26 protein-coding genes are annotated in these 26,690 nt (G+C 46.6%); all 26 read right to left on the bottom strand.

Features of this window, described 5'->3' with window-relative positions; translation table 11 throughout:
• Positions 1-11: 11 nt before the first annotated feature.
• The gene (locus tag C805_RS09155) at positions 12-851 is read right to left on the bottom strand and encodes an NAD-dependent epimerase/dehydratase family protein (RefSeq protein WP_016213541.1); all 840 of its coding nucleotides are present in this window, start codon (positions 849-851) and stop codon (positions 12-14) included.
• Between the two features lies 1 nt (position 852).
• Positions 853-1,230, bottom strand: coding sequence for a DUF2304 domain-containing protein (locus C805_RS09150; RefSeq protein ID WP_016213540.1), 378 nt, complete (start codon positions 1,228-1,230; stop codon positions 853-855).
• 1 nt (position 1,231) lies between these two features.
• Positions 1,232-1,936: a glycosyltransferase family 2 protein gene (locus C805_RS09145; RefSeq protein WP_016213539.1), complete on the bottom strand. Its 705-nt coding sequence runs from the start codon at positions 1,934-1,936 to the stop codon at positions 1,232-1,234.
• Positions 1,933-3,174, bottom strand: a complete 1,242-nt coding sequence (locus C805_RS09140; protein ID WP_016213538.1) for a lipopolysaccharide biosynthesis protein — start codon at positions 3,172-3,174, stop codon at positions 1,933-1,935. Before C805_RS09140 ends, C805_RS09145 begins: the two co-directional genes overlap by 4 nt.
• Positions 3,175-3,205: 31 nt before the next feature.
• Positions 3,206-3,715, bottom strand: a complete 510-nt coding sequence (locus C805_RS09135) for a D-glycero-alpha-D-manno-heptose-1,7-bisphosphate 7-phosphatase (protein WP_016213537.1) — start codon at positions 3,713-3,715, stop codon at positions 3,206-3,208.
• Complete coding sequence (rfaE1, locus tag C805_RS09130; RefSeq protein ID WP_016213536.1) at positions 3,708-5,147, bottom strand: D-glycero-beta-D-manno-heptose-7-phosphate kinase; 1,440 nt, start codon at positions 5,145-5,147, stop codon at positions 3,708-3,710. Before rfaE1 ends, C805_RS09135 begins: the two co-directional genes overlap by 8 nt.
• Positions 5,137-6,390 carry a glycosyltransferase family 9 protein gene (locus C805_RS09125; RefSeq protein ID WP_016213535.1) on the bottom strand — a complete coding sequence of 418 codons (1,254 nt, stop codon included), beginning with the start codon at positions 6,388-6,390 and terminating at the stop codon, positions 5,137-5,139. Before C805_RS09125 ends, rfaE1 begins: the two co-directional genes overlap by 11 nt.
• Positions 6,387-6,989: a D-sedoheptulose 7-phosphate isomerase gene (gene gmhA, locus C805_RS09120; RefSeq protein ID WP_016213534.1), complete on the bottom strand. Its 603-nt coding sequence runs from the start codon at positions 6,987-6,989 to the stop codon at positions 6,387-6,389. The genes C805_RS09125 and gmhA overlap by 4 nt, the downstream gene beginning before the upstream one ends.
• A 138-nt stretch (positions 6,990-7,127) precedes the next feature.
• Positions 7,128-9,662, bottom strand: coding sequence for a DUF7657 domain-containing protein (locus tag C805_RS09115; protein ID WP_016213533.1), 2,535 nt, complete (start codon positions 9,660-9,662; stop codon positions 7,128-7,130).
• 86 nt (positions 9,663-9,748) lie between these two features.
• Positions 9,749-10,603, bottom strand: coding sequence for a dTDP-4-dehydrorhamnose reductase (gene rfbD, locus C805_RS09110; RefSeq protein ID WP_016213532.1), 855 nt, complete (start codon positions 10,601-10,603; stop codon positions 9,749-9,751).
• A 74-nt stretch (positions 10,604-10,677) separates the two neighbouring features.
• Entirely contained in the window at positions 10,678-10,941 is a 264-nt protein-coding gene (locus tag C805_RS09105) for an HPr family phosphocarrier protein (RefSeq protein ID WP_016213531.1), read from the bottom strand.
• A gap of 120 nt (positions 10,942-11,061) precedes the next feature.
• The gene (gene glmM / locus C805_RS09100; RefSeq protein ID WP_016213530.1) at positions 11,062-12,411 is read right to left on the bottom strand and encodes a phosphoglucosamine mutase; all 1,350 of its coding nucleotides are present in this window, start codon (positions 12,409-12,411) and stop codon (positions 11,062-11,064) included.
• A 55-nt stretch (positions 12,412-12,466) separates the two neighbouring features.
• The gene (locus C805_RS0104335) at positions 12,467-13,885 is read right to left on the bottom strand and encodes a CdaR family protein (protein WP_016213529.1); all 1,419 of its coding nucleotides are present in this window, start codon (positions 13,883-13,885) and stop codon (positions 12,467-12,469) included.
• On the bottom strand, positions 13,851-14,756 hold the full coding sequence (gene cdaA, locus C805_RS09095) for a diadenylate cyclase CdaA (RefSeq protein WP_022750903.1): 906 nt from the start codon (positions 14,754-14,756) through the stop codon (positions 13,851-13,853). Before cdaA ends, C805_RS0104335 begins: the two co-directional genes overlap by 35 nt.
• Before the next feature lie 75 nt (positions 14,757-14,831).
• Entirely contained in the window at positions 14,832-15,824 is a 993-nt protein-coding gene (locus tag C805_RS09090) for a hypothetical protein (protein WP_016213527.1), read from the bottom strand.
• Positions 15,825-15,842: 18 nt separating this feature from the next.
• The gene (locus C805_RS09085; protein ID WP_016213526.1) at positions 15,843-16,241 is read right to left on the bottom strand and encodes a hypothetical protein; all 399 of its coding nucleotides are present in this window, start codon (positions 16,239-16,241) and stop codon (positions 15,843-15,845) included.
• Positions 16,242-16,633: 392 nt separating this feature from the next.
• Positions 16,634-17,041 (bottom strand): flagellar operon protein, encoded by a 408-nt coding sequence (locus C805_RS09080; RefSeq protein ID WP_016213525.1) that lies wholly within the window; start codon positions 17,039-17,041, stop codon positions 16,634-16,636.
• A gap of 13 nt (positions 17,042-17,054) precedes the next feature.
• Positions 17,055-17,759, bottom strand: a complete 705-nt coding sequence (locus C805_RS09075; RefSeq protein ID WP_242832657.1) for a ComF family protein — start codon at positions 17,757-17,759, stop codon at positions 17,055-17,057.
• Positions 17,760-18,164: 405 nt separating this feature from the next.
• Positions 18,165-18,959 carry an ABC transporter ATP-binding protein gene (locus C805_RS09070; RefSeq protein ID WP_016213522.1) on the bottom strand — a complete coding sequence of 265 codons (795 nt, stop codon included), beginning with the start codon at positions 18,957-18,959 and terminating at the stop codon, positions 18,165-18,167.
• Positions 18,952-19,854, bottom strand: a complete 903-nt coding sequence (locus tag C805_RS09065; protein WP_016213521.1) for an ABC transporter permease — start codon at positions 19,852-19,854, stop codon at positions 18,952-18,954. Before C805_RS09065 ends, C805_RS09070 begins: the two co-directional genes overlap by 8 nt.
• A gap of 3 nt (positions 19,855-19,857) precedes the next feature.
• Entirely contained in the window at positions 19,858-20,931 is a 1,074-nt protein-coding gene (locus C805_RS09060) for an ABC transporter substrate-binding protein (protein ID WP_016213520.1), read from the bottom strand.
• 91 nt (positions 20,932-21,022) lie between these two features.
• The gene (locus C805_RS09055; protein ID WP_016213519.1) at positions 21,023-23,272 is read right to left on the bottom strand and encodes an SF1B family DNA helicase RecD2; all 2,250 of its coding nucleotides are present in this window, start codon (positions 23,270-23,272) and stop codon (positions 21,023-21,025) included.
• A 4-nt stretch (positions 23,273-23,276) separates the two neighbouring features.
• The gene (locus C805_RS09050; RefSeq protein ID WP_016213518.1) at positions 23,277-23,636 is read right to left on the bottom strand and encodes a rod-binding protein; all 360 of its coding nucleotides are present in this window, start codon (positions 23,634-23,636) and stop codon (positions 23,277-23,279) included.
• Between the two features lie 76 nt (positions 23,637-23,712).
• Positions 23,713-24,528, bottom strand: a complete 816-nt coding sequence (locus C805_RS09045) for a flagellar hook-basal body protein (RefSeq protein WP_016213517.1) — start codon at positions 24,526-24,528, stop codon at positions 23,713-23,715.
• A gap of 18 nt (positions 24,529-24,546) precedes the next feature.
• A complete protein-coding gene (locus tag C805_RS09040; protein ID WP_016213516.1) occupies positions 24,547-25,347 on the bottom strand; it encodes a flagellar hook-basal body protein in 801 nt (266 codons plus the stop codon).
• An 85-nt stretch (positions 25,348-25,432) separates the two neighbouring features.
• The gene (locus tag C805_RS09035; RefSeq protein WP_016213515.1) at positions 25,433-26,425 is read right to left on the bottom strand and encodes a rod shape-determining protein; all 993 of its coding nucleotides are present in this window, start codon (positions 26,423-26,425) and stop codon (positions 25,433-25,435) included.
• Between the last annotated feature and the right edge of the window lie 265 nt (positions 26,426-26,690).

Genomic DNA, 26,690 nt, shown 5'->3' with positions numbered 1-26,690 from the left:
CAACCGGGCAGTTACTGGCTGTCCATAATCTTCCGGATCTTTTCATTATCCCCCCATACAGCCGGGGAATCATAGGGCCGGTCCGGAAAGGTTCCGTATTCCAGCCGGATATCATATCCGTGGCTTTTGATAAATTCTTCCACCTTTTCTCCCAGAGAAACGGGAACTCCGGTACAAACATTGATAATCCCCGTTATTTCCTCCTGAAGACTGGCTTTTACAATCTGCTCTGCCAGCCGGTCAATATGAATAAAATCAAATTTATTTTTTCCGCTGGTAAAAGGAAAGGTCTTTTTCCCGTCCTCCACCGCCTGCACAATTTTGGCAAAAACGGAGCTTCCCCTTGCGTCGTCTCCGTAAATATAATAGGCCCGCAGCCAGTGCACCGTCGTATCCGTATGTTCTGTATACTGTAACAGAAACTGACGCAGTGCATTCTTTGCAATACCGTACATGGACTGAGGACTGCAGGGCGTGTTCTCATCAATAGCCCCTTCCCAGTATCCCACCTCATGCATGCTTCCCATAACGGAAACAGATTTCAGGCCGCCGTCAATCATGTGCTGCAGGAATTCCGCATGGGCAGACAAATCTTTCATATGGGCATCGGAATTGTGAACAAACCCGTCCCTCCAGGCCAGATGAACCAGCAGATCCGGTTCTCCCATCTGCTTAAAAATATCTCTGTCTCCGGAAAAAATATCTGCTTCCTGCCGTTTTGCCCGATCGTCCACTCCTTTGTAATTCAGATCATTTACCAGAACCTGGCAGCCGGCCTCCAGAAAGGCCCGCACCACATGGCGCCCCATATACCCGGCTGCTCCGGTAACCAATACTGTTTTTATTTTCATATTATTTTCCTTCCTTACTGCCTGCTGTTTCCTTTTCCTCCAGCTCCCGGATACGTTTTTCCAGCAATGCCTGATGCTGTACCAGCTGCTTAATCCGGTCCGTCTGCTTTGACACAATGGCCGTCATGGACATTAAAATCACAATGATAAACCCTATACAGACCAGAAATACCCCGTTTACCGGAACGGAAATTCCAAAAGCGCCCATCAGAGTATACAGCGCATCCGGCCAAATGATAAATACTGCCAGACAGATTCCGGCCAGAAGCCAGACCAGACTGTATTTCAAATCTATCAGCCTGCGCTTTAAAAAGTATATGACCAGAATAAAATAAATCAATACCCCTGCGCCCAGTGCGCACCTTAAAATTCCCGACATATTACTTCCCTCCTCGCGGCTGTGAAATCCTGCACAGCAGAATTGCCAGTGTAACTTTTATCATATAGTAAACAGATTTTCCCATGCGGATTGAGGACACGCCTCCCTGTCTCTCCCGCATCAGCACCGGGATTTCCACCACTTTTTTCCCTTTGCATAAAATATCCACCACGCTCTCCGGCTCCGGATAATCCCGTGGATAAGACCGGGCAAATAATGCAATCACATCTTTTCCAATCATCCGAAGGCCCGATGTGGGATCTGTGATTTTCGCTCCCGTCAGCAATCGGATCAGGCAGGTAAAATAGCGGATTCCAATGCGGCGGGTAACGGAAGACTGAAAGCCTTTGCACTCAATAAACCTGGAACCAATCACCATATCCGCCTGTTCTTTTTTCAGGGTATCCGCCATCTGCTCCAGAAAAGACGGATCATGCTGTCCGTCACCGTCCACCTGGACCGCAACGTCGTAGTCATTTTCGTAAGCATAGAGATAACCTGTCTGGACAGCTCCGCCGATTCCCTGATTGATGGGAAGATCTATATAATGAAACCCATGTTCCACACAGATTTTTCTGGTATCGTCACCGGAACAGTCATTGACTATCACATAATCGAAATCCGGCGCTGCTTTCTCTATTTCCTTTACCGTATTATAAATGCTTTCCCCTTCATTATAAGCCGGTATAATGACTAACTTTTTCATCTGTTTTTCCCTTCTTTGTCTGTCTTTTCCTTCCTCGTACTGATTTCGCATACAGCAATCAGGTAAATAATATATACTGCATATGCGCCAATCTGCAGGATGCTGACCCCGTTTTTTTCATAAATACCCACTACCGGTTCTGCCGCCAGTACACAGACCAGAAAATCCCCGATCATACCGATGAGCAGCCATTGAATTCTCCGAAGGGCCACCACCAGCGAAGACAGAATCCAGATTAATGCCGTTAATATGGTACACCACACAATGGGCAGAAACAACCCGTAATGCTCCAGAATATCCGGCCCGAACAGTATCTTAAGCCCCACCTTTCCAAAAAGCACAGCCCCCAGCGTTACCACCAAACACATGGCAGCCAGCACCACCAGAGATTTATGGAACATGTTCCGGAACCGTTTCAGCTCTCCCTGCTGATAAGCCAGAGAAAAGGCCGGAAGAAAAGGGTTAAAAGCCACAGAGGCAAACACCTGTACCACCAGAGTGGGAGAAGCCATGGAAGAATAAATCCCAAGCTGATCTCTGCCGTACTGCTCCTTCAAAATGGTTTTGGGAATCAGGTTTTCCAGACTCAGCAAAAAGGAAAATACCACAATGGGAACGCAGGCTGTCAGCAGATTCAGAATTTTCCTGTCTTTCAGACAAATAGAAAATCCTTCCAGCTTTCCGGTATTTCTCCAGTCATAGAGGATGGCTGTCAGCAGATTCAGTCCCGCCATAATCATCAGAGTAACCATGAGATTTCCCACCAGAGCCATTCCGGCACAGAAAGAGACTACTGTAAAAATTCCGCGGATCATATAGGATTTGCCAATCAGATCATACCGCATATATTTCTGGTTGATGCCGTGAAGCACGTCCACCACTGCCTCCGCCACACGAATTACCATAAAAGCCCCAATGCACAGCACTTCGTAGGGCGTATTGCCGGAAAGAAGAGAAACCGCCAGACAGCTGATTACCGCCGCCCCGCAGGTGAGAATCCTGCTGCTTACATACTGCCCGGCAGAATATTCCTCCGTCACATCCGATACCTGAAAATTGCGCATACTGAACAGGGCAATGGCCGAAAAGCTGCTGCTGGTGGTCATGGCCAGAGAAAGGTCTCCTGCTGCACCATAGCTGTCCAGCCACACTACCAGAATGGTAATCAGCCACTGGCAGACACAGTAAAATACACTGCCGCAGGTATTCCAGGCTATATTTTTCTTCATGTCGTCCATACTGTCACTTTCCTTATATCCGCAGCTTTCCTTATCCGCAGATAAGCTGCGCTATTTCCTTCCAGCTTTCCAGACAGAATCTGTCCGGCCCGAAACTCCCGTTCTTTCCATACAGAATCCCTGTCACCGGTTCCCGGCTGCAGATACAGAGATCCCGCTCCTTATCTCCTATGGCGTAAGATTTGCTCCAGTCAATGTCAAATTCCTCTGCCGCCTGATAAAACATACCGGTTTCCGGTTTCCGGCAAAGGCAGCCGTCTTTTTCTCCATGGGGACAGAAGTATACCCTGTCAATCCATACATCCTGCTCCTTTAACCTGTCCAGGAAAAATCCTTCAAATTCCCGGTACTGTTCCTCCGAAAAATAGCCTCTGGCAATCCCCGACTGGTTAGTAATGATTATCAGGAGAAATCCTGCCTGCCGGATTTTCTTCAGAGCCTCTGCCGCCCCCGGCAGAAATTCCAGTTTTTCCTTCTGATATACATAGCCGAAATCCCGGTTGATAGTTCCGTCCCGGTCTAAAAATACCGCTTTATTCATGTCTGATTTTCCCTATCAGATTTGTGGTGGACAGTCCCTCCTCCAAATCTATAAATTTCACGGTTCCGCCATAGCTTTCCACCACGTGGCGCTCCGGAATATTTTTGTGTTCCCAGTCTTTTCCCTTTACGGTAACATCCGGATGAAGGGCCTGAATCAGCGGCACCGGGGTGTCGTCTTCCATCAGTATCACATAATCCACGCATTCCAGTGCACAGAGCATCCGGATTCTGTTCTGCTGTTCCACAACAGGGCGTTCCGGTCCCTTAAGCCGTTTTACAGAGGCATCGCTGTTTACTGCCACAATCAGTACATCTCCGAATTTCCGGGCCTGCAGAAAAGAAGCCAGATGGCCTGCATGCAGCATATCAAAACAGCCGTTGGTAAAGACAATTTTCTTTCCTTTTTCTTTCAGGCTGGCCAGCACATATTTTGCTGTGGTCACATCCACCAGCTTAAATTCTCCGCTGTTTACCATCTGCTCCATCAGTTCATTGAGGGAAAGTGTCGCTGCGCCGAATTTGGAACACACAATGGAAGCCGCTGTGTTAGCCAGAACACAGCATTCTTCCGGAGAAAATCCTGCTGCCATCATAAGGGCCACTGCAGATACCACCGTATCTCCGGCTCCCGTCACATCCACCACATCCTTGCTGGCCGCCGGAAAATCCTGCCTGCCCTGCTGGCCGTCAAACAGGGAAATCCCCTTTTCCGAGCGGGTCAGCAGCAGATATTTCAGATGGATCTGCTCTCTGAGTTTCTGTCCTGCTTCCAGAATCTCTTCTTCCGTATGGAGTGGTTTTCCCATTACATCCCCCAGTTCTTTCACATTAGGGGTACACACATCCGCATTCTCATATTTGCTGTAATCTGTCCCTTTCGGGTCGATAATCACGGGAATATTCCGGCGGTGAGCCCCCTCAATCAGAAATTCCGCCCCTTCCTTCGTCACGGCTCCTTTTCCGTAATCAGAAATAATCACTGCCTGAATCCCCTGAAAGAGAACTTCTTCCTGCTGCCGGATTTCTTCCACGTAAGCATCCGGAATATCCTGAATTTTTTCTTCATCGTATCGTAAAAACTGCTGATTTTTCGACACCAGGCGGGTTTTGGAGATGGTCTGCACCTGAGGATATTTTCTCATATAGCCCGTTTCAATGCCTTTTTCGGAAAGTTCTGAGAGAATCCATTCTCCGTCCGGGTCCTCTCCCACACAGCCCAGCACCCGCACACCGGCTCCCAGCGTTATAATATTATTGACCACATTTCCGGCGCCGCCCAGCTTCGTCTGTCTTGAAGTCACCTCCAGCACAGGAACCGGAGCTTCCGGAGATATACGGGAAACCTTTCCATGGATATATTTGTCCACCATAAAATCGCCAAACAGCAATACTCTGATGTCTGCTATTTTATTCAGCTTCTCAATTGTCATCTGTACTCAGTCCCTCCCTTTCAATCAGAGCCTTTATCTCTTTCCAGGCTTCTTCTTTATCAATCCTGTCAATACAGGGGAACAGGTCAAATCCATGATAACGACAGTAATTATTACAGTCAAAGCACTTCATGTTCCTGCACACCAGCAATGGATTTTTACATCCTTCCTTCTCATAATCGTATTTTGCATAACGATGATAGGTATACCCGCCGCAGATCATAGCCACCGGCACCTGTCTGGCCACTGCAATATGATAGGCGCTGGTATCGTTGCTGACCACCAGAGAAGCCCTTCCAATCAGTTCCACAAACTGCATAATGTCTGTCTTCCCAATGTAATCAGCCACCTCCACATCAGAAGACAGCAGTTTTCGAAATTCTTCCATGCCTGCCCGGTCATGTTCTGTTCCGCAAAGTACCAGAGGCATATGGGTTTTTTCATATATTTTCTCCGCTATATACGCATACCGCTTTGGAGGCCACTTTTTCACAGCCATACTGGCCACCGGAAAAATAATGAAAAATTTCTCCGGCGTCTCAAAAGGAAGCTCCACATGGGGCAGCTTTGCCGGTCTGGCCACACAGGAATCTGCTCCCAGCTTTTGAAAAAATGCCCCGTAATACCGGATTAAATGGATGTGTTTCTGATTCAGTTCCACAACCCGCCGGTATACTTTTCTGCGGAGCCAGTCAGGCGCCTGATGATTCTCCATGGAAACGTCCAGCACACCGATCTTCTCTTTTCCTCTGGCTGCCCGTGTCACAAACACATTTGTGGTACAGTCCTCACATCCCACCGGGTCCACCACAATATCATACGTTTCTTCCCGGAGTTTCTGAAACAGTTCTTTTCTCTTTTTCAGATTTACCACCGCTCCGGAAAAATCAAGGGGCAGCACCTTATCATAAATCCCGGTGCTTTCATATAATGAAGAAAAGGCCGACTGGCATGTTATGGTGATTTCATACTGCTCCTTCGGCCATATTTCGCGCAGATATTGAGAAACACCGCAAAACATAATCCCATCTCCCAGCGCCATATTATATACAATCAGAACTTTCCTGCGGGACCTTTTTTTGCCCCCGCCGTTCTTTTTTCCCCTGCAAAATAACAGCAGAACACCGTCTGCCCAGTAAAACAGTACCCGGATGTGCTGCAGAAAAGATTTTTTCCATAAAAGCTGATTAAATTTTAAAAACAAGTTCGATATACTGTACAGATTTTCTTTCTTCTCTTTCATACCTGTCCTGCCATTTCCTCAGACCGGTTTCCGGTCATCCCTTCTTCCACCAGTTCACACATCATATGAACTGTCATGGTGTGAAATTCCTGAATTCTGGGCGTCTCCTCCAGAGGCACCGTCATATCATAATCACAGAGTTCTTTCAGTTTTCCTCCATCCATGCCTGTCAGGCAGATGGTGGTAAGTCCCAGCTCCTGCGCTTTTTTGACAGCCCGGATGATATTTTCTGAATTTCCGCTAGTGGAAATTCCGATCAGCACATCCCCCGGCCTGCCCAGAGCCTCCACCTGCCTGGCAAAAATTTCTTCGTATCCGTAATCATTTCCAATGGAAGTGAGAATGGAAGTATCGGTGCTCAGAGCCACTGCCCCAAGACCTTTCCGCTCTTTCAGAAACCGTCCAACCAGTTCTCCTGCAAAATGCTGGGCGTCTGCGGCGGAACCGCCGTTTCCTGCAATCAGTATTTTATTTCCCTGCTTCAGGGCCTCAAGCTGAACCTGAATGGCACTGGATACCTGTTTTGCATATCCGCTCTCCCGGACCTTCTCAATATTTTCCTTCTGCTGAAGCAGAATTTCATCTAATCTATGGTACACAGATTTACCTCCAGTCGCAACAAATTACACATTTTTCCTTTAAAACCGCTTCATTATACCATCTTTTGGTGTATAATGCAAATTTCTGACAGATCAGGCTGTCTCTGTTTTCAGCGGGAGGAACGGGTATCTTTATATTTATTCTGCAGGAAATCCGGAGGAATTTTCAATCGAATAAATATAAACACCGTTTTCTTCATACAGAGATTTCACCGGCAAATCCTCCAGTTCTTCCAGGGAATGTGAGGAAAAAAGATAGGTGATGCCCAGCTTTTTCAGGTCCTGGCAGGACAGTTTTAAATTAATCAGGTCTGCCTGCACCAGCTCCATCTCTGTTTCCTCTTCGGTCAGATATACCAGAATATGAGCATAACGGTTATATATTTCTTCCTTTTCTCCCTTTGGATCCAGTTTCTTCCACAGCTCCATATTGGGAATATAATTTACGGAATTAATTGCAGGAGCTCCGCAGGCAATCAGAAAATTCCCTGCCGCAATATTTTCCACTGCAAGCCATTTTCCTGTACTGTCCTGTTCTGTAATTTCGGCTACTGCTTCTGCCGCCGGCTTGCTTCTGATGGCATCCAGACCGCACATCAGAGGATTGACCCTGAGCCCTGTCACAATAAGCAGAAGGCTCAGTCCTGCCAGGGCCCACTGACGGACGTTTTCCCCAAAACGGGAAATCAGAGTCAGCAATGATCCGAATACCAGAATTCCCAGGAATACAAAGTAAATCCATTTTGGATATTCCGGGCAGCACTGCCTGCCATACCATACCGTCACAATTCCGGTCAGCACTACCGTTAAGATTCCCGCCGGAAGACTCAGGCCTTCCCTCTCTTCAAATCGTGACACGGTTACCAGCAGCAGCAGGATCTGGGCAAATCCCAGAACCAGTGCCGTACGCTCCGGTGTGGAATAAGTGAGCAGAGAAATCCGGGCCAGAAATCCGGGCAGTTCCACCATACAGTATAGAGAGAGAAAGGTACTTCCTCCCAGCAGCAGCCCTGTGAGCAGGTCTTTTTTTCTGCTGCGCACAAAAACCACCAGGGACAGGGCCCAGGGAATGGGGAAGAAACTGACAAATCTGCCTGCCTCGCTGGGATTGGCATAATGTTCCAGTGAAGTAAGAAAAGTGGGAAGATATCCCAGGAGCTGCTGAATACTCCTTCCCCCATAGCTAACCCGCTGTCCCGGATACTTTGTATTCATAATATCAGTGAGATATTCCATGTCATTCAGAAGATATGCTCCTGCAATGCTGAATAAAAATACCAGACAGCCCACAGCCATCAGCCAGTCTTTCCACCTGTAACTGCGTATATCCTGCCAGTGTTCTGCAATCATCCAGATTAAAACCAGCAGATAGAGATATCCTGCCGGCACCTGCCAGGCGGGATATAAATCCACCACCAGGAAACAGGAAGCCGACACAGCCAGTCCCAACCCCCATAAAATCCGTTTCCGTCTGTCCCGTTCTTCCAGAAAATACCATACAAACACCAGTGCGGCTTCTCCTGCCAGAATCCAGTTCATGGTGGACCACCACATATTGCAGCTGGAAAACCAGATCAGAGACGCTCCTGCCAGTGACAGCAGCCTTTTTCTCCTGGTTAATATCAGGCAGAATTCGTACGAAAACAAAAAGCCGAATACCATTTTAAAGCACCAGCGAAAAGACAGTCCAATCTCCGAACCAAAGAGGTAAAACCCCCAGTCCATGGGCTGGGCCAGTGCAGAATAACTGCGGTACAATCCGGAGGCAGAAAGATTTGTGGTTTTTTCTGCACGCACTATCTGATTATATTTTCCATAATCACTGTATTCCGCTGACAGAAACCGGGGGACTCCCAGCATCCATTCATCGCTTCGAATCGCTCTTGACTGACCGGCAACAGGCGCCGCATACTGGGAACCATCTCCCGGCTGAATGTACTGGTCAAACTGTCCAATGGAGGAAAAATGATACCGGTTTACCACCAGAAACGCAAATACTCCCAGAGAAATCCACACTCTTTTTTCAAATATCCACTGATACATGCTTCGGATATTCAGAAGACAATGAGCGCCCAGAAAGGAAAACAGAAGGATCAGAAGCACCGCTCTGTGCAGGAACATGCCCCACTGATATTCCATCTTTCCCTGATATGCAATGCGAAATACCAGATCCCCTGACTGCTGTTCTCCATTGATATACAGTTCCCCCTCCTGATACTGGTCTTCCAGGGAATTCCAGATCGTAACGCCGTTTTGGAACCTGCCTGTATCAGATGTTATCACAACGCGATATTCTGCAGGCGCGGAAACTTCAATTTCCTCCTCAAACAGAAAATGATACAGTGCATTATCCTCTACAGAACCTGCATAATATGTTTTCTCTGCCAGAACCTGTCCATTTTTTTCCTCCAGAAGTTTTACATGAATCCCTCCATACACCCTTTTATCAAAAGTGGCCATAAGCAATGAGACTCCGGAAAAATTTCTGTCGGCAGTAAAGGTCTGGGCAATTTCCGTTCCTTTCCGGATTTCTCCCACATTTGCCTGATTCTCTATTCTCAGACTGCTGGTTTTAGCCTCTCCTTTCCAGCTTCGCTGAGACTGCAGTATGATACATCCTGCCATGGTAAGCATCAGCAGCAGAAATACTGCCCAACGTATCTTTTTTTTCATTCTGGAATCTCCTTACTTTTGTCTGCTGCAGAACGATAACTGGAAAGCTGTAAACTGTCAGAATTCCAGGTTTCCAATTATCTGATTTACTGTAACTCGTCCATATATTCCTGTAATGCTGTCTCCCAGTCTGCCATCCGGTAATCGGTGGTCAGACGCAGCATATAGTTGTCCAGAACGGAGTATGCCGGTCTTTTTACCCTTGCATTATATTCTTCTGTGGAAATTGGAATTACTTTGGTGGCTTTTCCGGCCATTTCAAAAATTTTTGCCGCAAAGTCCGCCCAGCTGCACTGTCCCTCACAGGTCGCGTGGAAAGTTCCATAATTCTCTCCCGGTTCCAGAAAATGAATCAGCCTTGCCAGTTCTTTTGCACTGGTGGGATTGCCGAACTGGTCATTTACCACCCTGACTTCCTGATTTGTTTCAGAAAGCCGGAGCATGGTTTTCAGGAAATTTTTCCCATCCCCGTAGAGCCAGGCTGTCCTCAGAATAAAATGTTTCGGTGCAAATTCCTTTACAAACCGCTCTCCTTCCAGTTTTGTCTTTCCATAAACGCTGTCGGAACATGGTTCGTCAAACTCCGTATAGGGCCTTGTGCCATTCCCGTCAAACACGTAATCGGTGGAAACCTGTATGAGTTTTGCATCCACCTGGGCAGCGGCAATGCTCAGGTTCCGTGCTCCGATGGCATTAATGCGGTAAGCGAGATCTTCCTGGCTTTCACAGAGTTCTACTGCTGTGTGAGCTGCACAGTTGATGATAACATCCGGCTGTTCCTCCCGCACCATTTTTAAGACTGCATCCACATCTGTAATATCCAGGGCTTTTCTTCCTTCTCCCTCCGTCACATCTGTGTTAATCAGGCATTCACTATTATAAATCTGATTCAGTGCCCGTCCAAGCTGGCCGTTGCAGCCCGTAATTAAAATTTTCTTCATAGTCGCCTCCATCTTTAATTTAACAGAAATCGGAGACCAGCTTCACATTTTATAATCTGAAGCCGGCCTCTCTTTTATTCTCCAAGTCCATTTTCCACTGCTGTCACTACCGCCTGCAGTGCTTCTTCTTCATCCTCCCCTTCACAGACAAACTCTATGGAATCTCCGGATTTGATACATGCACCCAGTACACTTAACACACTTTTGGCATTTGCAGTACCTCCCTTAAAATTAAAGGTGATCAACGCCTGATATTTCACTGCTTCTTTACACAAAATCCCCGCCGGTCTTAAATGCAGGCCCGTAGGATTCTTAATCGTCACTTTCTGACTAACCATCTTCGTTCCTCCAATACATTTTTCTGCCAGGTTTTTCCTGTACTGTCAGGTAACCATAAAGACTCCTCCCAGTTTACCTGGACGTTGGGATAAATAAACCAGGTCCCTCCTCATGGCAAATTACAACATATTTTTCATAATCAGATCAGCCAGATTTTCTGCATCCTGATTAATCTCTGTCTGATCCTTCCCTTCAATCATAACACGAATCAGCGGCTCTGTACCGGAAGGGCGAATCAGAACTCTGCCTTCTCCTGCAAACTTCTGCTCCAGCTCATGAATTGCCTGGGCAATTTCCGGATATTCCATAAAATGTTCTTTCTTGTGGTTGGGCACTTTTGCATTCACAAGGGCCTGAGGCAGTACCTCCATAATCTGAGCCAGCTGTGAAAGGGGTTCCTTTGTCTCCACCATAACTTCCAGCAGATGGAGCGCGCTTAACAGACCGTCTCCTGTGGTATTTTCATCCAGAAAAATAATATGTCCGGACTGCTCTCCTCCAATATTATACCCATTTTCTCTCATATTTTCCAGAACATAGCGGTCTCCCACCTTTGTCTGTTCAATATGAATTCCCCGCTGTTTCCCCATCAGCGTAAACCCAAGATTACTCATAACCGTTCCCACAATGGTATTTTTCTTCAGATTTCCATGCTCCTTCATGTAATTTCCGATAATGGCCATCACCTGATCACCGTCTACCACGTCGCCTTTTTCATCTACAGCAAGCATACGGTCTGCATCACCGTCAAAAGCAATTCCCACATTGGCCTTTTCATAAACCACCCTTGCCCGCAGTTCATCCATATGGGTAGAGCCGCAGTTGGCATTGATATTGCTTCCATCGGGACTGGTATGAATTGCCACCAGATTTGCACCAAGACCCTTTAATGTCTCCACCGCTGTATAATGAGAAGCCCCTTCTGCACAGTCCACTACAATTTTCAGGCCGCTTAAATCCACCGGAACTGTTTTTTTCATGAAAAATACATATTCCTCCCTGGCGTCAAAGCGGTAACTGATATTTCCAATTCCGGAACCAAGGGGCATGGCAACATCCTTCATACCGTTTTTTATCAGGGCTTCTATCTCATCTTCCAGTTCGTCGGACAGCTTATATCCTTCCCCGTTGAAAAACTTAATTCCGTTAAACTCCATGGGGTTATGGGAAGCGGAAATAACCACACCTGCCTCTACCTTGTGTTTCCTGGTCAGATATGCAATGGCCGGCGTGGGCACCACCCCCATGTAGACAGCATTCGCCCCTACGGAACAGATTCCCGCCATCAGAGCATTCGCCAGCATTCCACCTGAAATTCTTGTATCACAGCCTACAATAATCGTGGGCTGATATGATTTTTCTTTTGTCAGTACATAGGCACCCGCCTGCCCCAGTTTCATGGCCAGCTCAATCGTAAGCTCTGTACCGGCCACACCTCTCACACCATCTGTTCCAAACATTCTTGCCATATATTATTTTCCTCCATTCTGTATGCATCCTGTCATACCATGGTAAATGAATCTGTCAGTCTTCCTCTGAATCTCTGTTATTCTGATTCGTTCCGTTTCCGCTGTTATTCCCGTTTGGGCTGTTATTATTGCCATTGCTGCTGTTATTGTTGCTGTTTCCGCTGTTGTCATCTCCAGGCTGTTCTGTCTCATCCTGATTTATTTCCGGCGGGGCATTTTTATCTTCAATGGTAACCTGGACGTTAATGGTGTCCGGCAGCTCAAACTTATCATCTGGCAAAGTCACGGTAAGAGGGAGCGTATGGACCCCCGGCTCCAGATCCTCAACATCCAGCTCCGCCTTAATACTTCCATTCTGCAGCGTATCCATGTATTCTTTCAGGGCTCTGACCGTAACAGAAACGGTACTTCCCTGAAAAGACAATTCATAATCCTGTTTCAGTCCGTTGATTTTGATACTTTCCACCGGCAGATGGAATACTTTGGATTCTTTCTGTTCAATCAACACTTTTACAACCACCTGGTTGGCCGTATCATCCACCAGAGAGACGCCTCCGTCCCCCAGATACGGAGTGATATCCACAGTGGTTTCAATATCTTCCTTTGCCCCTTCCAGACTGATTACATCGTCCGGGATATCAATAGAAGTGATCCCGTTCAGCAATGCGGCCTCTCCTTTAATCAGAATCGTTTCCGGGGTTAATTCCACGCCCCGGTACTCATAGCCTGCTGCCGGTGTACCCCTTACCTGACAGCGGACAGGCACACTTTTCGTTCCCAGAATTCTGGCTCTTATAGTCACTACATTCTGATTCATTTCCAGCAGTTCGGAAGAAATTACTTCTCCGTTCTCATCATATAAAACAGGTTTCACACTGTCTGTCACATCACTGGAAATTCCATCCACATTGATGGAAGCTGACACACGATTAATCCGCGATACCACAGATTCCGGGCCTGATACCTGCAGAAGATTCGGGACTACCTCCACATCTCCAATGGCGCAGCCTTCCGCCGGCGTTCCCGTAGTTTCCGGAGAAATTACAAATTTCTGTTCCGACAAATCCTCCAGTGTAATCTGCATGTTCACGGTTTTTTTTATGATTTCAATATGTTTTTCATTTTTTTTCGCAGTGATTTCAATGGGCACCAGTTTTGTCTCGCCGTCCTGGCTCAAATCCATCTGGCTTAAATCTGCTGTCACGCTGAAATCATCGCTGTCCATGTCCTCCACATAGCTTCGGGGACCGGAAATATAAAACACGGCAATATCCGTATCCCCTACAATATCCGGAACCTTTCCCATGGTCCGAATCACATCTTTATTCAGAATTTCCACCGGAACGGAAAACGGTTTGGTAAAGTCCGGATCCGCCATTTTCACCACTACCATCCACAGTACAACAGACAAGAGGACGGACAGAATTTTCAGCCCCGGATTATTCACCAGATGCTTCATCATTTTCCTGAACATGCTTCATCCTCCTTTTCCATATCCGGAACCTTGCCACATCCATGGAGCCTTTTCGGATAAAATTCAATTTTCCTTTTAAATATTCCGCATCCACGTTTCGGTACAGTTCTCCTCCCACAGCAATGGACACATTTCCCGTTTCCTCCGATACCACAATGGTCAGTGCATCACAGACCTCACTGATGCCCACAGCCGCACGATGTCTGGTTCCCAGCTCCTTGCTCAGCTCCATATTATCGGAAAGAGGAAGGTAACAGGTTGCCGATACCACCCGTTCTCCCCGTACAAGAATAGCTCCGTCATGCAGAGGCGTATTGTGCTCGAAAATATTAATCAGAAGCTGACTGGACACCAGAGAATCCAGAGGAATTCCGGTTCTCTCGTATTCCCTGAGTACCACATCCTGCTCTATGACAATCAGTGCCCCTGTCTTCACTTTGGCCATTTCATAAGTTGCTTTTACAATTTCGCTGACTACCCGTTCGCTGAACCGCTCCTGATTCTTCTGGGAGTCAAAAGAAAATACCGATGTAATAAAATTTTTCTGTCCAAGCTGCTCCAGCGCACGCCGCAGCTCCGGCTGAAATACAATGATAATTGCGATTACCGCCACATTGATGGTTTTCCCTGCAATCCACAGAATATTATTCATCTGGAACATTGCGGCCAGCATTACAAATATCAGCACCACAATAATTCCCTTCAGCAGATTCCATGCCCTGGTCTGCTTCACCCAGACAAGAATATTATAAATCAGGAATGAAATAATAATAATTTCCGCAATATCTGTTTTCGTTATACTGTGTCTGTCTATCCAAAACAGGTATTTCGATGCAAATGAATTCATCATTGCGAATAAATCCTGTATCATTTTTTCATCCCCTTTCTTTTTGCGGTTTTCAGTTTCTGTGATCTGTCAGCCGGCAAATACCGGTGGTTATTTCATTTATTCCAGCAAATCCTGGTCAATCTCCAGTTCTCTGGCCAAATCCCTGCGGTTGACGGTGGTACGCTTTTTCGGCGTAATCCGCTTCACCCTTTTTTCTTTTTTCGTCACGAATACTTTCGGAACAGCCTTTACAAAATAATAATACTCATCATCTTCAAATTGTACCCGTTCTACCCTGGAATAATCCAGATTATAGAAAAAGAATTCCAGAATCAGAGAAATTCCAAGAGAGATCAGAATTCCCACTACGACCCACAATATCCGGTCCGTCATATCCAGCAGAATATATCCTACCAGCAAAATTACCAGCTCCAGCATATTACCTGTAAACAATGCAATTCGCCATGCATAATTGATGGACTGGCGGCGGATGACATATACCACCAGCGATGTAATCAGAAAAGCTGCCAGTACCAGATACATTTCCTTATTCCCGGTTAAAATCCGCAAAGCCGCTGTAAATTTGGCAAACCCTTCCGTCTCTTCTGTAGATGTGAAATTCACAAGATTCTCCTGCACGCCTCTTACATAATAGTAAGTGACAGCTCCGCACAATACTGATAAATATGCAGAAGGCCCTTTCAACATTCCTGCTGCCACCGGCATAACATGCGGCACCCGGAAAACACAGAGCACAGAAGTCAGAACGGCACTGTAGCCATTTTGGGGTGCAAACTTCCCATAAAGAAAAAAAAGCAGCAGGAACAGACACAGGCCAATCACGCATGCTTCCAGAGACAGCGCCGACAGATGAAGCAGAATCATCCCGCAGGCCAGTACAATCATTGCATTGACGGGCAGAAAAGCACACCCAAGGGACAGCATCAGCACCACCGCCGGATGATCCAGCCGCTCCATATAGCCAAGCTGGCTGTTAATCATAAAAAAAACCACCAGGCCCAGAATAAATTTTATGCCTGCCGTCACATACAATTCAAACTTTCCGTAAAAAATACGCAGTTTTTCCCTCATTTCCAACAAACCTGTCATTTCCATATCCTCCAAAAGTTATAATCGTTCTTCCTTCTCCTGGAGTTTTTCTACCTTCTTCAAGGTAGTGTAATACTCCCTTACACTGGCGGTTGCTCTCTTATAACGTCGGGTGTATACAATAAAGGCAATGACCTGGTAGACGCAGATAAATATTACATACCGGACAATAAGCCATCTGGCCAGTTCCGGCAGATCCCTGCCCCTGAGAAATTCTGTCATATCTTCCATCTTATATACCAGCCAGCACACAAATAAAATCCCGAAAGATATGGTGGAGGTGAGAAAGGTTTTCAGCATCTCATATCCCACATAATCCTTCCGGTAATATTGTTTCACCGGCAAATTTTCTTTTCCTTCTCCTGCTTCATAGGCAGCCATTTTCGTCATAAGACGAATTCTTTCTTCGTTTAACATAGCGCACCGTCCATTTTCCGAAATTAACCAGCCTTATTATAGCACACATTTGCTGTGAGGAAAAGCCTTTCCTGATGTACGGATGTGCATTTTCTTTTTCCTGCCAGGGAGATTTTACCGGAAATTTCCATAAGAACAAAGCGGCCAGGTCCGCAGGGGCTCCCTGAATCCCTCACTCATGAGGGACCTGGACGGTTTGCTGCTCCGAGTGCGGTCACGCAGTGACATTTTCTATTCGCACGAGTGTGCATATTATTTTTATTCTATAGGAAGATACTTTCGCGCTTTAGCGTGACAGGGTCCTCCTGTAGAAGAACAAAACCGGCAGAACATGCCCCGGCGAACCGTACCTCTCTGGCACCCGTCCGCAAACACATATCCTGCCGGCAGTTTCAGTTGTCCAAAAACCTCATTCTGTCTTTGGTAGAGCCATTCTTTTTCGGCGCCACAGTGGCAGTGGGGCGTTTCATCGCACCGGAAAGTTCATTCTGCAGATGTGATCTGCAGTTATTACAGAACCTTCCGCTCAGAACTCTTGCGCCGCATGCTTCACATTCCAGAGTAATCTGTGATTCTTCTGTGAATGCAAGACGCTCCTCTCTCACCCACTGTTTGATCTGCTTCACACTGACCTCATTTGTCTCTGCGATCTCGTTTAACGGTGCTTTTGGATGTACCCGCAGGTATTCCTTTACCTCCTGAAATTTTTCTTCCAGTTCTGCCAGGCAGCCCGGACACAAAGGCTGTCCCTGCAGATAATTAAAGAGTCTTCCACATCCCCTGCAATTTCTTACTTCCATATCCTCTTTCCTCCTAATATCCTCTGCCGATACTGATGCTCAGGCAATAGACCTGTTCTGCCCCGGCCCGCTTTAATTCCTTCGCGGCCTCGTTCATCGTACTTCCGGTCGTATAAATATCATCTATCAGTAAGATATGGTTTAATTGTACCTTATTTTTTCTGGTTTTAAAAGCCCTTTTCAGATTATTTTTCCGCTCCTGGTCATTTAATTCCTTCTGTGCTTTTGTGTCCCTGGTGCGAATCAGCAGTCTGCCATATACAGGCAGATTCATTCTCTTTGCAACTTTCCTGGCCACCAGTTCAGCCTGATTAAATCCCCGCTGTCTCCGACGCTTTCCGGAAAGAGGTATGGGAACCACTGCCTGAATTCCCCGCTCTTTTATCCAGCCGCCATACACTCTCACCAGTTCAGCACTGTAATATTCCGCATACTCCCGGCGGTTCTGATATTTAAACCGATACAGGGAATCTCTGACCACTCCTCTGTATACCCACAATGCTCTGCCCTGGACAAAAGCCCTTTTGTTCCGGCTGCAGTCATAACAGTATTCCTCCCGTTCATTTTCCAGCGGCTTTCCGCACTGGCTGCACACCGGTTCTTTCACATACTCCGGTTGCTTTCGGCAGCTTTTGCAGATTAATTCCTCCGGTACGGCGAAAGACGAAAACAAAATCCCGTCACAGATGGGGCATCTTGGCGGAAACAGCAGATGCAAAAATTTTTCTTTCTTCAATTTCAATATGGTTATTTTACGAAAAATGTCTCCCGGCAGATTTTATGGTATCACACTTTCCACAGGGATTCCACCGATATTTTCTTAAAAATTTCTAAAAGAACCGGAGAAATTCTTAGGATTTTCCTGTTGGTCCCCAGGAGAACAAAGAATCCTGCAAAGCAGGATTCTCCGCCTGCGGCGGGTCGCTTTAGCGACATATTTCTTTTCCGCCGCAGTGTGATAATTGTCTTTTATTCTACAGGAAAGACACTTTCGCCCTTTAGCGTGACAGAATATTTCCTGTAGAACAGAAAAAATCCGGCTTTGCCGGATTTTTTCTCAAAATAATTATCCTCTGAAAATGGTTCTCTTTCTTCAACAGAACCATTTCCAGACATTTTTTCCTCAGGACAGCATCATCCGGTCATTGGAAAATTCTCCGCCGCTGGCTTCTTCAAATTTAGCCAGCAAATCTGACACTTTCAGTCCTCTCTTTTCCTCTCCTGACACATCGTAAATAATTCTGCCTTCGTGCATCATAATCAGGCGGTTCCCCAGCCGGATGGCATCTTTCATATTATGGGTGATCATCAGTGTGGTCAGATGATCCCTGTCCACAATATCCTCCGTGAGATCCAGAACCTTTTTTGCGGTCTTGGGATCCAGCGCCGCTGTATGCTCGTCCAGCAGCAGCACTTTCGGTTTTTCCAGAGAAGCCATCAAAAGGGTCAGAGCCTGCCGCTGTCCTCCCGACAGTAATCCTACTTTGGAAGTCGTTCTGGTCTCAAGGCCCAGCTCCAGCGCTTTCAGTTTTTCCTGATAAACGTCTCTTTCCTTTCCGGTGATTCCCCATCCCAGAAACCGTTTCTTCCCTCTTCTTGCGGCAATGGCCAGATTTTCCTCTATATTCATATCTGCTGCCGTACCGGTCATGGGGTCCTGAAATACCCTTCCCAGATACTGAGCCCGTTTATGTTCCGGAAGTTTTGTTACGTTCACTTCATCAATGAGAATCTGTCCCTGGTCCACCGGATAGACTCCGGCAATCATATTCAGCATAGTGGATTTTCCTGCACCGTTTCCGCCGATTACCGTAACAAAGTCTCCCTCATTCAACACCAGTTCTATCCCGTTTAACGCCCGTTTTTCGTTGATGGTTCCGGGATTAAAGGTTTTATATACTTTTTCAATTTTAAGCATCTGCCCTGCCTCCTTTTCTGCCTGCGGAGGCAAAATATTTACTTTTCAGATAAGGAATTGCAAGGAACAGCGCCACAATCAGTGCGGAAAACAGTTTCAGGTCATTGGTGGACAGTCCAAGCTGCAGCACAACGGCAATTACAATAAAATAGATAATCGCTCCCATTACTGCTGCCAGCATACGCAGTGCAAAGTTATGGAAAATCCTGCCAAATACCACTTCACCGATAATCACCGCCGCAAGGCCGATTACAATGGCTCCTCTGCCCATGTTGACATCCGCGCTGCCCTGATACTGGGCATACAGTGCACCGGAAACCCCTACCAGCCCGTTGGAAATCACCAGTCCCAGCACTTTCTGATTGCTGGTATTAATTCCCTGTGCCCGCGCCATATTCTGGTTGCAGCCTGTGGCCCGGACAGCAGCTCCCAGTTCCGTACCGAAAAACCAGTACAGTACAAATGTGATGATCAGACAGCAGATTCCCGCTGTAATACATGCCTCCTGAATGTAGCGGAGGCTCACAATCAGCTCATACTGGTCTACGCTGACTGCCTGATTGGATTTCCCCAGTATCCGCATATTAACGGAATAAAGCCCCAGCTGGGTCAGAATGCCTGACAGAATAGGCGGAATACCACATACCGTGTGAAACAGACCTGTTACAAGGCCTGCCAGCATCCCGGCTCCAAAGGCCATCACCATGGCCAGATACGGATTCGTTCCGTTGATTATGCACATAACCGCCACTGCCCCGCCGGTGGCAAGGCTTCCATCTACTGTCAGATCCGCATAATCCAGCACTTTATAAGTAATATACACACCAATTGCCAAAATTCCCCAGATTAACCCCTGTGCCACAGAGCCGGGAAGTGCATTGATCAGTGATCCCATTTTTTATTCCTCTTTTCCGATTTCTTCCATATCAGACGGCATTTCCATCTGAAGGGCCTCCGCCACTTCTGCATTGTATTTTTTGGTTACTTCATCTGCATACTGAATCGGCATTTCTCCGGGATTTTTTCCTTCGGTGAGAATTTCATATGCCATCATCCCCGCATTATAACCAATGTTATAGTAGGAAATACTCAAAGTTGCCAGTCCGCCGCCTGCGCACATATTTTCCTCGCCGCAGATAATGGGAATTCCTGCCGGTCCGGTTACATTTTTCACGCCTTCCATATTATTTGCGATGGTGTTATCTGTGGGAATATAAAGCACATCGCAGCTTTCCACCGCACTGGTAACCACCTGCTGAATATCATTGGAATCCGCCACAGTAAATCTCTCATAAGCAATTCCCTTCTGATCCAAGGCTTTCTCTGCCTGTTCTGCCTGGAACACGGAATTAGCCTCTGAAGAACAGAATACAATTCCTGCTTTTTTTGCATCCGGAACCAGTGTTGCCAGCAGTTCAATCTGCTGATCTATGGGAGCCAGATCTGAGGTTCCCGTCACATTTCTTCCCGGCGCCTCATTGCTTTCCACTACGCCGGCTTCCACAAAGTCCGTAACAGAAGTGCCCACAATGGGAATATCTGCGGTGGCAGCTGCACATGCCTGGAGGGAAGTGGTGGCATTTGCCATAATCAGATCCACTTTGTCATTTACAAATTTCGTGGCAATGGTTGCACAGTTTGCCTGTTCTCCCTGGGCATTCTGATAATCAAATTCCACATTGCCTTCTCCGAATTTTTCTGTCAGGGCCGCTTTAAATCCTTCTGTTGCCGCATCCAGCGCCTGATGCTCTAACTGCTGGCAGATACCGATTCTGTAAACTTTATCGCCCTGGCTTTCAGACTCCTGCCCATCGTCCTCATTCTCTGTTGTATCTTCTGTCTCTTTCGTCTCTCCGGAATTCTGGCTTTCTTCTGATTTCTTTGCAGAATCTCCGCCTACCGTACCGCAGCCTGCCAGTATGGAAGCCGCCATGGTCATGGACAATACAAGTGTCATTATTTTTTTCTTCATGAATATTTCCTCCCTGTACTTTAGCGCTTAAACGCGTTGATACTCTATAATATAACATTGAATGACAAAAAAGGCAAGAGCCTTTCTGCTCTTACCTTTTCCCGGTTACGTTCTGACTGCCCGTTTCTTTCTTTTTGTCCTGTTGGATATCCAGTCTGTCTTTCAGACCGGTATACCGCTTCTGTTCACTGACATTTTCAATCATTTCCTGAAATGTCGCGTCATTTCCCACCAGAGTCACACATTTCCGCGCCCTGGTCACAGCTGTATACAGCAGGTTCCGGTTCATCAGCATTCTGGGGCCTGTCAGCAGCGGAATCACCACTGCCGGGTATTCGCTTCCCTGAGACTTGTGTATGGTGATGGCATAGGCAAGCTCCAGCTCGTCCAGCTGTTTAAAGGTATAATCCACCATTCTGCCCTCATCAAATTCCACCGTTACCAGTTCCTGATATGTATTGATATTCCGAATACGCCCGGTATCCCCGTTGAAAATCCCAGTCCCTTTGTCAATAGCCAGTCCGTATTTGCTGCGTATCTCCCATTCAAGCTGATAGTTATTTTTAATCTGCATGACTTTATCTCCTTCCCGGAAGATAATATCGCCATGCTCCTTTTCCTGTTTTCCCTGTTCCGGCGGATTCAGATACTGCTGCAGGATTCCGTTCAGCCGCTCTACGCCCAGCAGTCCTTTCCGCATGGGCGTCAGTACCTGAATATCAAAAGGCTCCGCATCCACAAATTTGGGCAGTTTCTGCTGTATCAGCTGTATCACCACACTGATAATTACATTGGCGTCATATCGTTTCAGAAAAAAGAAATCCATGCTCTGATTGTCCAGAATTACTTTCTCTCCACGATTGATTTTATGGGCATTGACAATAATGTCGCTTTGGGCTGCCTGACGGAAAATTTTATTCAGCCGCACCACATGAAACCGGCCGGAATCGATCATATCTTTCAGCACGCTGCCCGGCCCCACACTGGGAAGCTGATTCACGTCTCCTGCCAGAATCAGTCTGGTGCCTTCAGCCACAGCTTTCAGCAATGCATACATCAGAGAAATATCCACCATGGACATTTCATCAATGATAATCACATCTGTTTCCAGTGGATTCTGTTCGTTGCGTTCAAATCCTTCTTTTCCTTCCGCCCCGCCGTTTAACTCCAGCAGCCGGTGGATGGTGCGTGCCTCAAAGCCCGTGGTCTCACTCATCCGTTTTGCCGCCCGGCCTGTGGGCGCTGCCAGAAAAATATCCATGCCTTCCAGTTCAAAATAGCGGATTATTGTATTGATGGTAGTGGTCTTTCCTGTTCCGGGCCCTCCTGTCAGAATCATCAGCCCGTTGGTGACCGCCTCCTTTACAGCTTCTGCCTGAAGCTCATCCAATGTCATCCCTGTGTCCTGCTCAATGCTTTGAATCCGTTTCCAGATTTCCCCTTCCGGCACTTCAAAGGAAAAATCCAGCCGCTCCAGCATGGCCGCTGTATTGGCTTCCATATAATAATAGCTGGCTCCGTAAATATACCGGCTGTCCTCCTGTTCCCGGATCACCAGTTTTTTCTCTATGGCCAGATCCATATAATGCTTCTCAATATATTCCGGAGCAATTTCCAGAATTTCACCGGCCTTCTCAGTCAGCAGATTTTCCGGCAGACAGGTATGTCCCTCCAGGGAAGCCTGTACCAGTGCATAGAGAATGCCGCTGCGGATGCGGAAATCAGAATCGGTGTGGATTCCGACTCTGGATGCAATTTCATCCGCAATTCGAAAACCCACACCTTGAATATCATCTGCCAGGCGATATGGATTTTCTTTTAAAATCCCATAAAGTTCCTGGCCATATGTCTGAAAAATTTTTGCCCCAAGGGTCTGGGATATCCCATATTGCTGCAGGAAAATCATGGCCTGCCGCAATTCCCGCTTTCCCTCGGCCTGCTCTGCAATCTCCATTGCCTTACGCTGGCTGATTCCTTTCACTTCTGCCAGCCGTTCCGGTTCCTCCTCAATAATCCGTATGGTATCTTCCCGGAACTTTTTAACAATTCTGGCTGCAAGAGCCGCACCGATTCCTTTAATGGCCCCGGAAGCAAGATAACGCTCCACAGACACCATATCTTCCGGCGGTTTAACCTGAAAAGAGGAGGTTTTAAACTGTCTGCCGTAGGAAGGATGGGTGGTGTATTCTCCTGTCAGCTCCAGGCATTCGCCTTCACTGACTCCGTGAAAAATTCCCACACAGGTAATTTCTTCTTCCTCACAGACTAAATTTAATACGGTATATCCATTTTCTGTATTCTGAAAAACGATATGCTCCACATATCCCGACAAAATTTCCACAATTTTACTCCAGACCGTAATTGCGCTTCATCTGTTCATACAGCACCTGTGCAATTCCCAGCCCTTCTCCTTCGGTAGCCTGTTCTGCAAAACTCTGGGTCATCTGCTCTTTGTAATAGTCTTTCAGCTGCCTGGTAGAAGCGGAAACATCTTCCTCAGATTCTGGCACCATCCGCTGCATTGCCTTGAACATCTGCTCCACGAAATATGCTTCAAAATCTTTGCATACATCCATCAGTTCCTCTTCTGTGGCTGTAGATAAATCGGATTTCAGCGTTTCCTCCAGCTTGCTGGCTGAATCAGTGGATGTGTCCGTATTATAATTATTGTAATAAGAATTAATTGCGTTCAAATTAAGGCTCATATGTACCCTTCTTTCCTGAATCCCGATTACTGTTCAGAAACAGCCGCCTGCTGCCGGCACATTACAAACAGTAACATTAACGTTTCAACTGATTTGCCTGCCCCAGCATATCATCGGATGCCTGAATTGCTTTGGAATTCATTTCATAAGCTCTCTGGGCCACAATCAGATTTACCATTTCATCCGCCACCTGTACATTGGAGCCTTCCACATATTTCTGACGTATCTCACTTCTTATCAGATTCGCTGTATTTGCTTCATTCAGAGGCTGTCCGGAAGCATCTGACACTGCCAGAAGGCTGTTGGACAGTTTCTCCAGGCCGGCCGGATTGCTGAACTGGAATAATCCGATATTTCCTGCATTTACAAAATTCCCGTTACCGTCCATATAGCCGAAAGCGCCTTCTGTGGTTACCTGTATTTTACTGTTGCTCACATCTCCAGGCATGGTAATGGGGTTCCCGTCTGTTCCAAGTACCGGATAACCATCTGCTGTTACCAGTGTAAGATTTCCGTCATTTCCCACACTCAGCTTGAAATCTCCGTTCCTGGTATAATAGGTATTTCCATCTGCTCCGCGCACTGCAAAAAATCCGTCTCCTGCGATTGCCATAGCGGTAAAGCTCTCACTGGCCAGCATGGAACCCTGGGTAAAATTAGAAGTGATGGACGCAACCCGCGTTCCGAGACCTACCTGTGCAGGAATCGGTTTATTTTCTCCATTTGCAGTTGTTGTTCTGGTCTGCAGAGTTTGATATAACAATGATTTAAATTCTGTTTTCTCGGTCTTGTATCCGGTGGTATTTACATTTGACAGATTATGCGCAATGGTATCCACTGCTGTCTGCTGGGAAATCATGCCGGATGCTGCCGACCATAATGATCTCATCATAACTTATGCCGCTCCTTCCTATGCTTTGCCGATATTATTTACAGCTTTTTCCAGTGTATCGTCAATAGACTGAATAATTTTCTGATTGGTCTCATAGGCTCTGGAAATGGTAATCATTTCCACCATTTCAGATACCACATTTACATTGGACATTTCAAGAGTCCCCTGAATCACTCTGGCATCCGTGGCCTGAACCTGGCCGCCTTCCACCAGATCATACATATTCTCACCATATTTGGACAGATAATTGTAATCGGCAAAATCCACTACGCCTACCTGGCCCACCATGGCATTGTTCTGGTAAAGATTTCCGTTTTCATCTACTTTCAGTTCCACATTGGGATCTACCCGTATGTATCCGGCCTGCCCCGGATTGCCCGCCTGAGCTGCCGCCTGATTCAGTACAAAATCCCCGTCCTTTGTCATCAGGTATCCTTCCCTGTTGACGGTAAAAGCACCATCCCTGGTATATTTCACAGAAGTTTCTCCCGCTTTGTTGGTGAAGGAAATGGCAAAAAATCCGTCACCGTCAATGGCCAGATCATAAACGTTATCTGTCACCCGGAAAGAACCCTGACCGTAATCTGTATAGCATTCCCCAATCTTAACTCCCAGACTCACATCACCCAGTCGTTTTGACAGTCCCATAGCCGAACTGTCTTTAATCTTAATTGCCAGCATATCATCGAAGGACTGCGAAGTTGACCCTTCTTTTTTGAATCCGTTCGTTGCAGAATTTGCCAGATTGTTGGTAAGTACGTCCAGTCTGTTCTGCTGATTTATCATCCCTGTATACGCAGTATATAATCCTTTTACCATAGCTCCTGCTCCTTTGTATGATAACTACATTGTTGCCGTTACATTTTATTCTTCCGAATCATTCTGAAGAACAGAGCTGCAACTGTCACTCGTCTGTCTTACCGGATAAAAATTCCACATATTTGCCGGTTCCAATGGCCACGCAGGTCATGGGTTCTTCTGCTGTCATGGTATTGATTCCGGTTCTGTCCTCTATCAGTTCTTCCAGCCCGCGGAGCAGCGCGCCGCCGCCTGTTAAAATAATGCCACGGTCTGCCACGTCTGCCGCCAGCTCAGGAGGAGTTTTTTCCAGTACACTGTGTACTGCTTCCACAATCTGAAGAGTAGCTTCACGCAGCGCTTCTTCTGTCTCCTCTGAAGATACGGACACGGTTTTCGGAAGTCCCGTTACCAGATTACGTCCCCTGACATCCATGGTATCATTCTGAGCCAGCGGAAAACAGGTTCCAATCTTTATCTTAATATCTTCAGCAGTTCTCTCTCCTATCAGTAAGTTATGCTTCTTGCGCATATAACGTACGATTGCTTCGTCAAAATCATCCCCTGCAATTTTAATGGAGGTACTTACTACCGTTCCTCCCAGAGAAATCACTGCAATATCCGCAGTACCGCCGCCGATGTCCACAATCATGTTGCCGCAGGGTTTGGAAATATCCACTCCGGCGCCGATGGCTGCTGCGATGGGTTCCTCAATAATAGACACTTCTCTTGCACCTGCCTGGTAAGTGGCGTCTTCCACGGCCTTTTTTTCCACTTCGGTAACACCGCTCGGTACACATACGCTGATTCTGGGTTTACGGAAACTTTTCTTGCCCATGGCTTTCTGAATAAAGTACTTTAACATTTTTTCGGTCACTGTGTAGTCAGAAATAACCCCCTGGCGCAAAGGTCTTACTGCAACAATGTTTCCCGGCGTTCTTCCCAGCATCAGACGGGCCTCTTCCCCAATCGCTTTTATTTTGTTGGTATCTCTGTCAAATGCCACCACAGAGGGCTCTTTCAGCACAACGCCTTTTCCTTTTATATATACAAGGATACTTGCTGTTCCCAGGTCAATTCCAATATCAGTTGACATCATGTAGTTCCCCTTTCGTTTCTCTTATCTATCTGCTTCGGAAATGCCGCCGGCAATTCCGCTTCCTGCAGTCACGATGTTTTTCCGTTTAAACGCAATAAAACATAATAACTCTATTTTTCCATATATACATACATTATATACAATCATGGGAAATTTTCAAAGTGTTTTTTTCTAAATTATAAAAAAACGTCTATTATTAACCTTTTCCCTGGGATTCCTTATCAAAGTTTATGAATTTTTTATAATTTTTCTAAAGTTTTCCCGT

It is taken from the genome of Eubacterium sp. 14-2, from assembly GCF_000403845.2.
Lineage (GTDB): Bacteria > Bacillota > Clostridia > Lachnospirales > Lachnospiraceae > Petralouisia.
Note: the sequence above shows the minus strand (reverse complement) of the source record. Positions and strands in the feature narration are given on the sequence as shown.

Bases quoted from the DNA above. Each gene is read 5' to 3' on its own strand.
- C805_RS09155 (WP_016213541.1), bottom strand. From the start codon at position 851: ATGAAAATAAAAACAGTATTGGTTACCGGAGCAGCCGGGTATATGGGG.
- C805_RS09150 (WP_016213540.1), bottom strand. From the start codon at position 1,230: ATGTCGGGAATTTTAAGGTGCGCACTGGGCGCAGGGGTATTGATTTAT.
- C805_RS09145 (WP_016213539.1), bottom strand. From the start codon at position 1,936: ATGAAAAAGTTAGTCATTATACCGGCTTATAATGAAGGGGAAAGCATT.
- C805_RS09140 (WP_016213538.1), bottom strand. From the start codon at position 3,174: ATGGACGACATGAAGAAAAATATAGCCTGGAATACCTGCGGCAGTGTA.
- C805_RS09135 (WP_016213537.1), bottom strand. From the start codon at position 3,715: ATGAATAAAGCGGTATTTTTAGACCGGGACGGAACTATCAACCGGGAT.
- rfaE1 (WP_016213536.1), bottom strand. From the start codon at position 5,147: ATGACAATTGAGAAGCTGAATAAAATAGCAGACATCAGAGTATTGCTG.
- C805_RS09125 (WP_016213535.1), bottom strand. From the start codon at position 6,390: ATGAAAGAGAAGAAAGAAAATCTGTACAGTATATCGAACTTGTTTTTA.
- C805_RS09115 (WP_016213533.1), bottom strand. From the start codon at position 9,662: ATGAAAAAAAAGATACGTTGGGCAGTATTTCTGCTGCTGATGCTTACC.
- rfbD (WP_016213532.1), bottom strand. From the start codon at position 10,603: ATGAAGAAAATTTTAATTACGGGCTGCAACGGCCAGCTTGGACGGGCA.
- C805_RS09105 (WP_016213531.1), bottom strand. From the start codon at position 10,941: ATGGTTAGTCAGAAAGTGACGATTAAGAATCCTACGGGCCTGCATTTA.
- glmM (WP_016213530.1), bottom strand. From the start codon at position 12,411: ATGGCAAGAATGTTTGGAACAGATGGTGTGAGAGGTGTGGCCGGTACA.
- C805_RS0104335 (WP_016213529.1), bottom strand. From the start codon at position 13,885: ATGTTCAGGAAAATGATGAAGCATCTGGTGAATAATCCGGGGCTGAAA.
- cdaA (WP_022750903.1), bottom strand. From the start codon at position 14,756: ATGATACAGGATTTATTCGCAATGATGAATTCATTTGCATCGAAATAC.
- C805_RS09090 (WP_016213527.1), bottom strand. From the start codon at position 15,824: ATGACAGGTTTGTTGGAAATGAGGGAAAAACTGCGTATTTTTTACGGA.
- C805_RS09085 (WP_016213526.1), bottom strand. From the start codon at position 16,241: ATGTTAAACGAAGAAAGAATTCGTCTTATGACGAAAATGGCTGCCTAT.
- C805_RS09080 (WP_016213525.1), bottom strand. From the start codon at position 17,041: ATGGAAGTAAGAAATTGCAGGGGATGTGGAAGACTCTTTAATTATCTG.
- C805_RS09070 (WP_016213522.1), bottom strand. From the start codon at position 18,959: ATGCTTAAAATTGAAAAAGTATATAAAACCTTTAATCCCGGAACCATC.
- C805_RS09065 (WP_016213521.1), bottom strand. From the start codon at position 19,854: ATGGGATCACTGATCAATGCACTTCCCGGCTCTGTGGCACAGGGGTTA.
- C805_RS09060 (WP_016213520.1), bottom strand. From the start codon at position 20,931: ATGAAGAAAAAAATAATGACACTTGTATTGTCCATGACCATGGCGGCT.
- C805_RS09050 (WP_016213518.1), bottom strand. From the start codon at position 23,636: ATGAGCCTTAATTTGAACGCAATTAATTCTTATTACAATAATTATAAT.
- C805_RS09045 (WP_016213517.1), bottom strand. From the start codon at position 24,528: ATGATGAGATCATTATGGTCGGCAGCATCCGGCATGATTTCCCAGCAG.
- C805_RS09040 (WP_016213516.1), bottom strand. From the start codon at position 25,347: ATGGTAAAAGGATTATATACTGCGTATACAGGGATGATAAATCAGCAG.
- C805_RS09035 (WP_016213515.1), bottom strand. From the start codon at position 26,425: ATGATGTCAACTGATATTGGAATTGACCTGGGAACAGCAAGTATCCTT.